Origin of the sequence: Alicyclobacillus sendaiensis NBRC 100866, assembly GCF_001552675.1 — a bacterium.
Taxonomy (GTDB): domain Bacteria; phylum Bacillota; class Bacilli; order Alicyclobacillales; family Alicyclobacillaceae; genus Alicyclobacillus; species Alicyclobacillus sendaiensis.
This window is the reverse complement of record NZ_BCRQ01000005.1, coordinates 40,050-52,609: the sequence shown is the minus strand read 5'-3', so window position 1 is coordinate 52,609 and position 12,560 is coordinate 40,050. Positions and strand designations below refer to the sequence as shown.

The 12,560-nt window shown below is 63.4% G+C and carries 9 protein-coding genes; 7 read left to right on the top strand and 2 right to left on the bottom strand.

Going from position 1 to position 12,560, the window contains the following annotated elements; translation table 11 throughout:
• Window positions 1-8 precede the first annotated feature (8 nt).
• From hpaB to AS26_RS14150, 4 genes are all read left to right on the top strand, one after another.
• The gene (hpaB, locus tag AS26_RS02030; RefSeq protein ID WP_062305731.1) at window positions 9-1,460 is read left to right on the top strand and encodes a 4-hydroxyphenylacetate 3-monooxygenase, oxygenase component; all 1,452 of its coding nucleotides are present in this window, start codon (window positions 9-11) and stop codon (window positions 1,458-1,460) included.
• Window positions 1,457-2,455 (top strand): 3,4-dihydroxyphenylacetate 2,3-dioxygenase, encoded by a 999-nt coding sequence (gene hpaD, locus AS26_RS02025; RefSeq protein WP_062305709.1) that lies wholly within the window; start codon window positions 1,457-1,459, stop codon window positions 2,453-2,455. The genes hpaB and hpaD overlap by 4 nt, the downstream gene beginning before the upstream one ends.
• 19 nt (window positions 2,456-2,474) lie before the next feature.
• Complete coding sequence (hpaI, locus tag AS26_RS02020; protein ID WP_062305708.1) at window positions 2,475-3,380, top strand: 2,4-dihydroxyhept-2-ene-1,7-dioic acid aldolase; 906 nt, start codon at window positions 2,475-2,477, stop codon at window positions 3,378-3,380.
• 178 nt (window positions 3,381-3,558) lie between these two features.
• The gene (locus AS26_RS14150) at window positions 3,559-3,705 is read left to right on the top strand and encodes a hypothetical protein (protein WP_157068428.1); all 147 of its coding nucleotides are present in this window, start codon (window positions 3,559-3,561) and stop codon (window positions 3,703-3,705) included.
• 106 nt (window positions 3,706-3,811) lie between these two features.
• Here AS26_RS14150 and AS26_RS02015 read toward each other — a convergent pair whose 3' ends face one another.
• Entirely contained in the window at window positions 3,812-4,360 is a 549-nt protein-coding gene (locus AS26_RS02015; protein ID WP_245629559.1) for a catalase, read from the bottom strand.
• Window positions 4,361-4,604: 244 nt separating this feature from the next.
• A complete protein-coding gene (locus AS26_RS02010; RefSeq protein WP_062305706.1) occupies window positions 4,605-7,811 on the bottom strand; it encodes an MMPL family transporter in 3,207 nt (1,068 codons plus the stop codon).
• 252 nt (window positions 7,812-8,063) lie between these two features.
• Here AS26_RS02010 and AS26_RS02005 point away from each other — a divergent pair, with 252 nt between their 5' ends.
• From AS26_RS02005 to AS26_RS01995, 3 genes are read left to right on the top strand one after another with little or no spacing between them, the layout of a single operon-like run.
• Window positions 8,064-8,579 (top strand): CcdC family protein, encoded by a 516-nt coding sequence (locus tag AS26_RS02005; RefSeq protein ID WP_062305705.1) that lies wholly within the window; start codon window positions 8,064-8,066, stop codon window positions 8,577-8,579.
• 27 nt (window positions 8,580-8,606) lie between these two features.
• Window positions 8,607-9,821, top strand: coding sequence for a D-alanyl-D-alanine carboxypeptidase family protein (locus AS26_RS02000; protein ID WP_245629558.1), 1,215 nt, complete (start codon window positions 8,607-8,609; stop codon window positions 9,819-9,821).
• Window positions 9,822-9,840: 19 nt separating this feature from the next.
• Window positions 9,841-12,441, top strand: a complete 2,601-nt coding sequence (locus tag AS26_RS01995; RefSeq protein ID WP_245629564.1) for a transglycosylase domain-containing protein — start codon at window positions 9,841-9,843, stop codon at window positions 12,439-12,441.
• Window positions 12,442-12,560: the final 119 nt, after the last annotated feature.

Sequence of the window (12,560 nt, the reverse complement as noted above, 5' to 3'; positions counted from 1 at the left end):
GATGAGTGATGGGTGCAAAGAGTGGCGCTGAATACGTGGAGCGCTTGAATGCGGAGCCTCGCGAGGTGTGGATTCATGGGGAGCGTCTTCAGGGCAACATCTCCGAACACCCGGCGTTTCGCAACGTCATCCAAAGCATGGCGAGGCTGTACGACATGCAGGTGGATCCTGCCACGCTTGACGAGATGACCTATGAAGAGGGTGGTCAGCGCTACGGCCTGTCCTGGCTGGTTCCGAAGACGCATGACGATCTCGCCCGCAGAGGGCGCATGATGCAGCGATGGGCGCGCGCAACCTTTGGGATGATGGGCAGGACCTCGGATTACCTCAACGTCGCCATCATGGCCATGGCTCAAGCGAGCGCTCACTTTGCGGGCAATCACCCGTCGTATGCGGAAAACATCCAGGCCTATTATCAATACGCGCGCGAACGGGATCTCACGCTGACGCACACGCTGATCGCGCCACAGGTCAACCGTTCCGTGAGCGTGGGCAAACTTCAGGACCCGTACATCGCGGCCCGCGTGGTCGAGAAAAATCACCGCGGGGTGGTCATCCGCGGCGCTCGCCTCTTGGCCACGCAAGGGCCCATCGCCGATGAAATCCTGGTCTTTCCGTCCACCCTGCTTCGGAACACCGAAGAGGACGCGCCGTACTCGTTCGCGTTCGCCATCCCGAGCTCGACTCCTGGCCTGCGCTACATCTGCCGAGAAAGCTTCGACTACGGGCGGTCTCACTTCGATCACCCGCTGGGCTCGAGATTCGAGGAAATGGACGCGATTGTCGTGTTTGACGACGTTCTGGTTCCCTGGGACCGCGTCTTTCTGCTCGAGGATGCGGAGCGCTGCAACCAGCTGCACCAGGCGACCCACGCCGTCGTCCACATGACGTACCAGGTGATGCACAAGAACATCGCGAAGTGTGAGTTTTTGCTCGGGCTCGCGGAGGCCATGGTGGACGCCATCGGCATTGCTCAGTTCCAGCATGTCAAGGAGAAGGTGGCCGAGATTATCCTCGCGCTGGAGAGTATGAAAGCGTTTTTGCGGGCTTCCGAAGCGGACGCCGAGCTCGATGAATACGGCGTGATGACGCCAGCGTGGGCGCCGCTGAACGCGGCGAGGAATCTCTTCCCCAAGACGTATCCTCGCCTGGTTGAAATCATCCAACAACTGGGCGCGAGCGGCCTGATGGCCATCCCCACCGAGGCCGACTGGAACTCGGAGATACGCCAAGATCTCGAGCGCTTTCTCCAAGGGCGCAATGTGGACGCGTTCCACCGCCTGAAGCTGTTCCGCCTCGCCTGGGACGCCGCGCTCTCGAGTTTCGGTTCGCGCCAGGTGTTGTACGAGCGGTTCTTCTTCGGCGATCCCGTCCGCATGCACGGCGCACTCTACGACTCCTACGACAAAACGCCCTACGTGTCGCGTGTGAAGGCGTTTTTGGACGGTGAGGCACAGTGACACCCCGGGTTGCCTATTCGGTCGTGCGCGCGGGCCACGCGGAACTTTTCGTGCGCGATCTCGCCGCGTCTCGTCGATTCTACGAAGACATCCTGGGCTTCGTCGTCACCGAGGAGCGCAACGGACAGCTGTTTCTTCGCGGCGTGGAGGAGCGCCACCATCACAGTCTCGTGCTGACGGAGTCCGACGTGCCCATGCTCGGGCACCTGGCCTTCCGCGTGGCGGAGGACGATCATCTCGATGCCATCGCGTCCTATTTTGAGGCGCTGGGATGTGAGGTGCACTTCGTCGACGCGGGCGAAGAGCCCGGCCAGGGTCGGGCGCTGCGCGTGCAAGATCCGTTCGGCTTCCCGCTCGAGTTTTATGCCGAGATGTCGCCCGCCGAATGCTTCCTTCAGAAATACCACTTGCACAAGGGCGCCGGGGTGCGCCGGCTTGACCATTTCAACTGCTTTGTCTCCAACTTGTCAAGCTGCGAGGCCATGTGGCGCGAGGGCTTCGGCTTTCGCGTGACGGAGTACGTGGAGACGGATGAAGAGCCTCGCGCGATGAAGGCGGTCTGGCTTCAGCGTAAGGGCAATGTCCACGATCTCGCGCTCATGGAGGGCCAGGGGCCACGCCTGCACCACATCGGCTTCTGGATGGACGACATGGGGAGCATCATACGGGCCTGCGACATCCTGGGCGGGGCGGAGATGCACGAGCACATTGAGCGGGGGCCCGGACGACACGGCATATCGAACGCGTTCTTCCTCTATCTGCGCGATCCCGACGGTCACCGTATCGAACTGTATACCTCGGACTACCTGACAGTTGACCCTGATCATAGGCCCATCCGCTGGAGCGCGACGGATCCCAGGCGGCAGACACTGTGGGGGCATCAGACGCCTGAGAGCTGGTGGCGGGACGGCACCGTCGTGATGGACTGGGGACGCCGCTCTCCCGTGGAGCTGCGCGGGGTCACGGACGCACGTGCCGCTGGGTACATCAAATGAGGGTGAGAGGGGACGAGACATGCGTGGCGAGCTGGACGTGTATTCGCGTCTTCGCGGCTCCATCGTTCCGATGGTGACGCCGTTTTTGGAAGACGGATCGTTTGATGAGAGGTCGTATCGCGATCTCATTGAGTGGCAAATCGAGAGCGGATCTCACGGTATTTCGTGCGCAGGAACCACCGGCGAGCCGAGTTCGCTCACCGTCGAAGAACGGGAGTACCTGTTCGAAGTCACGGTCGATGCCGTGCGCGGCCGGGTGCCCGTGGTGTTAGGGACTGGATCGACCCATCACGCAGAGGCCCTTCGCTTGACGAAGACCGCAGAGCGGCTGGGGGCGGACGCCGCGCTCGTCATTGTTCCCTATTACAATCGACCGTCGCAGGAGGGGCTTTATCGGCATTTTCGCGCCATCGCGGACAGCGTCGACATCCCCATCATCCTCTATAACATTCCTGGGCGCACCGGCGTGAACCTCGAGCCCGCCACGATGGCGCGCCTCAGGCGCGACTGCCGGAACATCATCGGCGTCAAAGAGTCGAATAAGGACTTTGATCAGGTCACGCGGGTGTTCCAGGCGTGCGGCCGGGACTTTCTGGTGTACTCGGGCATCGAGCTCTTGTGTTACCCGATGCTGGCGCTCGGAGGTGCGGGGCATTTCAGCGCGACCGCCAATCTCCTGCCGAGAGAAGTCGCTCGCCTGTACGATCTCGTGCAGGCCGGGAAGTGGCACGAGGCGATGGATCTCCACTTTCAACTTGCGGACCTCAACGAGGCTTTGTTCTGGGAAACGAATCCGGGTCCGGTGAAGGCGTGTCTTGCGATGCTCGGAAAAATTCGGCCAGTGGTGAGGCCGCCGCTCGCGCTGCCTGGCGATGAGATGACGGCCAAGCTGCGCGGCGTACTGTCTTCGTACGGGCTCATTTGAAGTTCGTTCTCCCGTCGAATCGCTATGGGCGCACGGGGCGCCTTCCAGGCGCCCTGGGTGCGAGGCTCGCGCCGACGAAACTGCATATTCTGAACATTCTGTTGAAACTCTCGCGCTCCCGTGGTATGATGGGTGTCAATCGAAAAGACACGTGATTCTGACGGGAGTGGTGAGAAGGATGCAGAGGACGGCGGAGACCACCACCTGTGTGCTGTGCGGCACGGAGATCCCGGAGCCTTGCCGCCCTTGGGAAGAGCGCGAGTGGGATCGGCTCTGTGACGACTGCGTGGACCGCTGGGTTCGCGATGCGCAGTCGGAGTGGTGACGCGCTTTGCGCGTGTGAGGGCTAAACATGTGAAGGTTGCAACGGAAGGGGCGCCCAGGCGGAGAACCGCGCGGGCGCCCCTTCGCGTGTGCGGCACCCTCGAGGGTTAACCTTTCTTGAGCGCTTCGGCCACTCGCCGTGCCAGATCTCCGTCGATCTGCTCAAAATGCCCCATCTGCCGCTCAATAATCCCGCGATCCACCTGTCGCAGCGACGCGGCGAGATTGTCGACGAGATCGGCCCGCTCTTGTTCTGGCATCACGTGGTACAGCTTGCGGGGCTGGGTGTAGAAGTCGCGATCGCGATACTCGTGATGCCCCACAAGCCCCTGCACGGGGTACTCGGGCCCGCGCGCGCGTTCCGTCGGCGCCGGGTGGCCCGGGTGGTTGGGATAATAGTTCGGCGCCGACCCACCGTTGTCGTCGAAACGCATGGCGCCGTCCCGCTGGTCGTTTTGCGCGCTCGTCGCGTGCGGCCGGTTGACCGGCAGCAGGTTGTCATTTGCGCCGAGGCGATGCCGGTGCGCGTCGCCGTAGGCGAAGAGCCGCCCCTGCAGCATTTTGCCGGGCGAAAAGCCGATGCCGGGCACCACGTGGGCGGGGGAGAAGGCCGCCTGTTCGACTTCCGCGAAGTAGTTCTTCGGGTTGCGGTTCAAAACGAGCTTGCCCGACGGGAATCAGCGGGTAGTCTTTGTGCAACCAGACCTTCAGCGCGCTCTGACACCAGATGCCGCGCCCGGCCTAGTGACCGACTGATCTTCGACCCGACATGGGATCTGCGTCGCCCATCCCCTGGGTGAGCTCCTCGATGCTCAGCGCGGAATGCACGCGAAACGCCACCTGCGGCGTAACGGCCGGCAGGTGGCGTTTGTCTTCGGTCCGCTCCCGAGAGCTTCGGTTTTACTCCGCCGCGACTTCTTGCGGCAGCCTCAACTCGGTTTCTTCGCGAGGCGCTCGGCGGAATGGCCAGAAGTGCGCCGCTCCGACAATCGCCGTGCAGGCCGGGACGAAGAGCGCCAACACGATGAGCGCGTACAGCGCGAGCCCGATGATGACCGACAGGCCGATTTCCACGAGCGTGGTCACACCGGAGACGGACATGGAGCCAAACGTGCCCGCCATGATGGCAGCCGCGGAAAAAATGACGTCGCCCATCTGGCGCATGGCGTGGAGCATCGCGCTGCGCAGGTTGAGCTCCGGATGGCGCCGCAACTCCTCGTCGAAGCGCGACATCAGGAAGATGGAATAATCCACGCCGAGCGCGACCAAAAGCAGCAGGGCGAAGAACGGAACCGTCCAACTGATCCCCGCCTTGTGCATCACGTCCACCGCGACAAACTGCAGGCACGCCATCGTCACGAAGTACGTCCCGGTGAGCGAGGCGATGACGTACAGCGGCGCGATGAGCGACCGCAGCATCACCACGAGGAGGACGAAGATGGATCCCAGGATGAGCGCCATCATGCGGACGAAGTCCTGATTGGACAGTTGGTTCAGCGCGTACTGGGTCGGCGTGGTACCCGCAAACCCGACCTGCCCGCTATGGATGGGGGCGGCTGTGAAGGCCGCCTGGGCGACCGCCTCAAGCCGCGGCATCTCCTGAATGGCCGTCATGGAATACGGATCCGACTTCAGGGTGACGCGAATGTCCGCGACGTGTCCGTCCGGAGAGATGTAGCTGTCCAGCGCCTGACGCAGGCTCTTGTTCGACGAGATGGCGGACGCCGGCACGTAGAAGCCGGGATCGCCCGAGGTCTGCGCCTTGGCGGTCTCGTCGAGCGCCGACTTGACGGTGCCCACGCCGTTCGACAGCTTGACGAGCGCGCTGTGCAGCTGATTTTCCCCTGCACCCGCGCTCGAAAGGCCGGAGGAGAATTGGCGAGCGCCGGCCGACCACTGACCGAGCCCCGCCTGAAGTTGGCGAGCGCCGCCACTCAGCTGATCCAGCCCCTGCGCCAGCGAAGAAGCGCCTTGTCCTACTTGGCGGGCTCCGTCGCTCAGGCCTTTGGCCCCAGATGCCGCGCCTTGGCTGCCCGCCGCGATCTGGTTTGCGCCCTCCGCGACTTTGCTCGCCCCCTCCGCCAGTGAGGTCGCGCCATTCGCCCACTGCGCTGTGCCATTCGCAAGCTCGCTAGCCGCCTTCGCCGTCTGCTGCGCCCCCGATGCGCTGCCCTGCGCCAGGGCGACAATCTGCTGCCAGTTGGGATCGGAGGCTTCCGCCGGATGGGCCTTCGTCCAGGCCGCGATGGCGTTCGCGAGCTGCTCGGCCGCCTGCGCTTCGCGAGCCGCCCCCTGCGCAAGCGTCGACTGCCCCGATGCAAGGCTGCGCGCAGAACCGGCGAGTTGCCCCGCGCCTTGCGCCACTCGCTGCGATCCGGCCGCCACCTGGGCCGCGCCTCCCTGCAGCTTGGCGTTGGCCTGCGCGAGCTGCGCTGCGCCGTTTGCGAGCGCCTGCGCGCCGGAGGCGAGCTTCGATGCACCCGCCTGCGCTTGCGCCGCGCCCTGGCTCAGCTTTCCTCCCGCTAGCGCGAGCGCCGTCGCGCCGCCCGCGAGCCGGTTCACCGCGTCGGCCGCCTGCGCTGCGCCCGCCGGCCCTACCCTGCTCGCGACCTGATTCAGGCCGTTCTGCACCTTGCCCAGGCCGTTGGCTGCGAGCTGGTTCTGTTTGGCCAATTCAAATTCCGTGATGACGCTGCCCGTCGGCCGCGTGGCGCTTTGCACCTGTTGCACGAATGGTAGCTTCGCGATGGCCTCCGACACCTGTTCGATGGTCGTCAGCCCCTGCGGCGTGCGCAGGTTTTCCGGTGTGTCGATCACGACATCCATCGGCAGAACCTTGCCGGGGCCGAACGCTTTGGACACGATGTGAAAGCCCACGACGGAAGGCGCCGTCGGGATGTCGGAGGTCGGATCGAACGTGCGCTGATCGGTAAACGACAGCGCCACGGGAGTGAGCACCACAAGCACGCCGGCGAGCGTCCACCAAGGATGGCGGAGCGCCGTTCTGCCCGTCAGATCCCAGATGCGAGAGGGCTTGTGGCTTGCGCCATCCAGGTTGCGCCGCGGCCAAAACACGTAGCGCCCGAGCGCCATCATCAGCGCCGGGAGGAACGTCAGGCATGCAAACAGGGTCACGGCCAGCCCGACGGCCACGCCGACGCCGGATCGGAAGAGGCCAAAACGAGCGAAGTAAAGCGTCGCAAACGAGAGAAAGACGGTGAGCGCGCTGTACACGACGGTCTTGGCCACGCCGGACATCGCTCGCGCGAGGGCGTCCACCGGCGCGAGGCCTCGGCTCGCCTCTTCCCGGAACCGATTGAGCACGATGATGCTGTAGTCCGTGCCTGCGCCGAAGATGATGGCGATGAGAAACGTGTCCGTGAACGTGGAGACCGGCAGGCCCACGTTCGCGAGGACGGCCACGAGGTTCGTGGTCAGAAGATAGGAGAGCCCGATGCTGACGAGCGTCAAGAACGGGGCTACGACAGACCGAAAGACGATGAGCAAAATGACGAGCACGAGGGCGATGGTCACGCCCGCCGTCTTCGACGCGCCGTCCATGGAGATGTTGATGTTGTCGTTTTCGATGGGCGTGTCGCCGGTGAATAGCACCTGTGCGCCCTTGGGCGGCTGCTGAAATACCTGATGAAGCTGGTTCAGCGATGCGTCGGTGGCTTTGGACACGTCGTTGCCCGGGAAGCCGATGGTCGCGATCTCGACGGTGCCATCGGCGCTGAAAAACTGGTTCGCCACGGACTTCGATTGGTTGTAGGCGGCCGTGACGGTCTTCACGCCGTAGGCACGCTTGTGCTCGGCCACCTGCCTCAGCTTCTGGGTGAACCACGCCTTGTCCGCCGGCGTCAATCCATGCGGGTTGTACAAGGCCACCACGGCGCTTGAACCCGCCTGGCGGGACGGGTCGACCCACTTCAACCAGTTGCTGGCGATCACGACGCTCGACGAGTTTGGCAAAAATTCCGTGTTCTTGTGGGCGACAATTGCGTTCAACTGCGGCAAGAACACGTGCGCCAGCGCCACGGCAAGGATCCAGACGCCGATGATGGCGTACTTGAAGCGCGCGATGAAATGCGCGTAACGTTCTGCCACGGACGCGCCTCCTTCCCTGGGACAGGCTTGACAACTGATTTAGTGACCGAAAGAATTCTAGCAGGCGGCTGTCAGGTTTTCCAGATGATCTGCCGCCCGCCGCGCCCGCGCGTGTGCAAAGTTCGTAGTTTTGTAGATCGCTGTTCAAGAAAGCGTTGAGTCAATGGTGGTATACTCACACGTAGTCCGCATGGGGGCAGCAATTGTCGCCAAATGAGCTCGTCGGATCTCGCAGGAAGGCGAGGGGAGAGCGTGAATCACAGCGAAGTCACCACGCTCATTGCGACCGTGGTTGCCATCGTGTTTGCCGTCACGGTCATTTTTGTGCGGCTGAGGGCATCGAAGCGCCCGACGAATGCGCGGAAGATCCTCATTCCGCCGCTCGCCATGAGCACGGGATTCTTGATGTATCTGTTTCCGTTCACGCGCGAGCCGATTCTCTACGCCGTGGCCGCGTTCCTGGTGGGGTGCATGTTCAGCTATCCGCTCATCGCGACGAGCCATTTTTACGTAGGAGAAGATGGCGTCTACCTGAAGCGGTCGCGGGCGTTCATCTATATCCTGCTCGGACTGTTGGTGGTGCGCATTGTCCTCCACAGCGTCGTCGAGCGGTATGTGGATGTGTACCAGACGGGATCGCTCTTTTTCTGCCTGGCGTTCGGCATGCTCGTGCCGTGGCGCATCGCGATGTTTGTGCGCTACAAGCGCTTGATGCGCGAAATGGAGGCGTCGAAGTCCGGCGCCAAGACAGAACAGCCTGCGACCTGATGGGCGCGGGACCAGCAGTATAGGAGGATGGTTGTGCGTAGTTTGCGCGGTTTCGTCATTGCTATCGTGATCGCCATCATCGTCATCGGCGTGCCGATTGTGCAACTGGTGCGCCCCATCCCGCAGGCGGCCGCCGACGTGGTCGCGCCGCTTCCGCGTGTCATCCCGGGGGAGAAGCCTGTCATCCATTGGCCTTCGCAGGGGGAGGCCGCGCTGATGGCCGACGGCGTGGGGAGCTTCGGGACCTACGGGCCCCAGGTGCCTGTCCCCATCGCGAGCGTGACCAAGGTTATGACCGCGTACCTGGTGCTTCAGAAGCACCCGCTCCAGCTGGGGCAACAGGGACCTTCCATCACGGTCACGCCAGAGGACGTGAAGGTCTATCAGAAGGACAAGGCTCAGGGGCAGTCCGTGGTGAAGGTGGCGGCGGGCGAGCAGATCACGGAGTACCAGGCGCTCGAGGGGCTGCTTTTGCCGTCCGGCAACAACATGGGCACGCTCTTGGCCAAGTGGTGCGACGGATCCGTGCAGGCGTTTGTCCAGGAGATGAACGCGACGGCAAAGAAGCTGGGCATGACCGAAACGCACTACGCGGATCCCACGGGATACTCACCCGCGAGCCAGAGCGACGCGGCGGATCAGATGAAGTTGTTTGCGTTGGCGATGCGGAACCCGGTGTTCCGCCAGATTGTGGGTGAGGCGCAAGCCGTGCTTCCTGTCGCTGGGATGGTGTACAACGTCGATTCGGTGGTGGGGCATGGGACCATCATCGGGGGCAAGACGGGATCGACCCTCGCGGCGGGCGGCTGTTTCGTGTTTGCCGCGCGCAAGGTGATCGGCAGCCGCGAGGTGCTCATCATTGGCGCGGTGCTGGGCCAGAAGGGTCCGCAGCCTCTCGCCGAGGCGTTGAACGCGGCCGTCTCGATGTCGCAAGACGCTCAGAAGGCGCTGCGCTCTGTGCAGCTTGTCTCCGCCGGGCAGACGGTCGGGACGCTGTCCGCGCCGTGGGCGAAGCCTGTTTCGCTCGTCGCGACGGCGCCCGTTTCGGTCATCGGCTGGGGAGGGCTTTCGGTAAAGCAGTCGTACCGCGCGGATGCGCTGGATCCGAAAAAGCCGATTGCGGCCAACCAAGTGGTAGGCCAACTCCAGGTTCAGGTGGGATCGCAGGTGGTGCGCGTGCCGGTGGCCGCTCTGTCCCCGGTTCCGGCGCCCACGCTCAGTTGGCGCATGAAGCGGCTCTGAGAAGTCCATATCGATGGAGGTGGGCCGTTTGGTTCGACGATGGATTGCCATCGCCCTCGGAACGGTCGTCGCGCTTGTCGTGGTGATTGCGGTAGGCTTTTACCTCGCGGTCCGACTCACGCCGTTTAACGCGAGTCTCTTGGAGGAATCGCATCAGCCGACGGTCGTGTACGCCGCCGACGGGACGAAGCTCCTGACGCTCGGCTCGCCGAACACAGATCTGACATACAACCAGATCCCGAAGGACATCCAGGACGCGATCGTCGCGACGGAAGATCACACGTTCTGGACCAACAGCACGGGCATCGACATCAAATCCATCTTTCGCGCGCTGTTCGTGGATGTCTCCTCGGGCAGCTTGGCCCAGGGCGCGAGCACGATTTCCGAGCAGCTCGCGAAGATGGTCTATCTGACGGATCAAAAGACGTTTGTGCGCAAGTTCAAGCAGGTCATCTTGGGGATGCAGATCGAGCGGAATTTCACCAAGCAGGAAATTCTCGCGATGTATTTGAACCGCATTCCGATGGGGGAGAGCGCCGTCGGCATTGAGCAAGGAGCCCTGCGGTACTTCGGCATCGACCTCAAGACGGAGCCGAACAAGTTGACGCTCGCGGACGCCGCGCTGCTCGCGGGGCTGCCGCAGGCGCCGACGGCGTACGATCCGCTCGTGCACCCGCAGGCCGCGCTCGCGCGGCGCAATCAGGTGCTGCAGAACATGGTGCGGTACGGCTACATCACGCAAGCACAGGCCGACGCGGCGGAGAAGCAGCCGCTCGGGGTTTCGTTCCACTCGTTCCCGGGGGATGGCTGGAACACGCAGCCGCTCCTGACGAACTTCCTGCTCGATTACCTGAATCGGCATGGCATTCCGCCTCAGGAGGTCATGCAGGGCGGGCTGAAGATCTACACGACCGTTGCGCCGAACGTGCAGAACGCGATCGACGAGGTGTTCTGGAGCGGGAAGTACGACTCGGACTTCCCGGGGCCGACGACGGGAACCGTGGTCGAAGGTGCCGCCATCTTCGTGGATCCCAAGACCGGCGCCATCCTCGGCGCCGCGGGTTCGCGCCGCCAAGGGTACGTGCCGCTCGGGCTGGATCGCGTCTACCAGGCGAGCTCGCCGGGATCGTCCATCAAGCCCATCATGGATTACGCGCCGGCCCTGGCCACGGGCAAGTGGACCTACACGTCCATCCTGGACAACACGCCTCAGGATTTTGGCGGCGGGTACATCCCGCAGAACTGGGATCCGAATGCGCCGCCAAAGGTGACGCTCCAGTATGCGCTGGAGTGGTCGCAGAACGTCGCATCGGTGTGGCTGTTGTCGCAGATCGGTATTGACACGGGCGCCAACTTCGCGAAGGCGGACGGCATCCCGCTCACGCCCAAGGACTATGAGCACCTCGGCATCGCCATCGGCGGCTTGGAGAATGGGGTGACGCCCATGGAGATGGTGGCCGCGTACACTCCGTTTGACAACAACGGCATTCGATCTCAGCCGTATCTCGTCACGAAGATCGTGAACAGCCAGGGCGGGATTATCTACCACGAGGGGCCGCAGCAGACGCAGGTGATGACGCCGCAGGTGGCGCTCGACATGACGCGCCTCATGGAGGATGTCGTGGATTACGGCACGGGCCAGAATGCCAAGCTGCCGGGCTGGGGCGTCGCCGGCAAGACGGGGACCGTGCAGTACAGCGCCGGCCTCGTGAGCGATCACCCGAACTGGGTGCGCGACGGCTGGTTTGACGGCTACACGCCGAATCTGGTGGGCAGCATTCACATTGGCTACGACGTGTCGACGCCAGAACACCATATGACCATGTCGCCGGTCGATCCGTCCGCGAACGCCGCGCAGATCTTCCACGATATCATTGCGCTCGCGCTGGCGAACGAGACGCCCGAGCAGTTCTCGGCGGGCCCGTATCCGTACATCACCGGCACTGCGCAAGGGGTCGACTACGTGAATCAGATGAACGGCGGGCAGACGAACGCGAATCCGACCAATGCCATCACGCACCTGACCGCGACGTACGACCCGAACGCCAACACGGTGACCCTGTCCTGGTCGGGCAGCTTTTCGCAGCCCGTGACGTACGTGGTGACGCGCGTGTCCACCAACGGCGCGGACGAGACGGTGCCGGTTGGCCAGACGACCGCGCAGACCATCACGGACACGTCCGTTCAGCCCAATGAGACGTACATCTATACCGTGCAGGCCACCAGCCAAGCGACCGGTCAAGCGCTGGGCCAGCCGGTGTCCGTGACGGTGACGACGAGTCAGGCGCCGCCGAGCGTGAACAACCAGACGAACGTGACATCGCCGGGCAACGGATTCAACAATACGCTCCCGGGAAACGGTTCGGGCGGTCTTGGGAACCAGGGCCTGGGCAACACGACCGTGGGAAACACCACCACGGGCACGGGTAACAACATCACCAACACGGCGAACACGACACCGGCCAACACGACGGTGACATCGACACCTCCCGAGACCGCCAGCCCGAGTCCGAAGTCGCAGGTGGTGTCATCTGGGAAAGGCGGTCATGGCAGCGGAGGTGGGGACACCAACGCTTCGGAAGCGAACGGCGCGCTGGCCAACAAAGCCAATACACCTTGAGTCAAGCGGGGCAGCCCGAGCCGCACCAGCGGCGGGCGGCCCCGTCTTCGTCTGCCTCGAGGGCTGTCCACCCATGGACGAAACACCTGCCGATGTTTTATAGTGAGAACTGTGATTGA

Bases quoted from the DNA above. Each gene is read 5' to 3' on its own strand.
- AS26_RS02000 (WP_245629558.1), top strand. From the start codon at position 8,607: ATGGTTGTGCGTAGTTTGCGCGGTTTCGTCATTGCTATCGTGATCGCC.
- AS26_RS14150 (WP_157068428.1), top strand. From the start codon at position 3,559: ATGCAGAGGACGGCGGAGACCACCACCTGTGTGCTGTGCGGCACGGAG.
- hpaB (WP_062305731.1), top strand. From the start codon at position 9: ATGGGTGCAAAGAGTGGCGCTGAATACGTGGAGCGCTTGAATGCGGAG.
- hpaI (WP_062305708.1), top strand. From the start codon at position 2,475: ATGCGTGGCGAGCTGGACGTGTATTCGCGTCTTCGCGGCTCCATCGTT.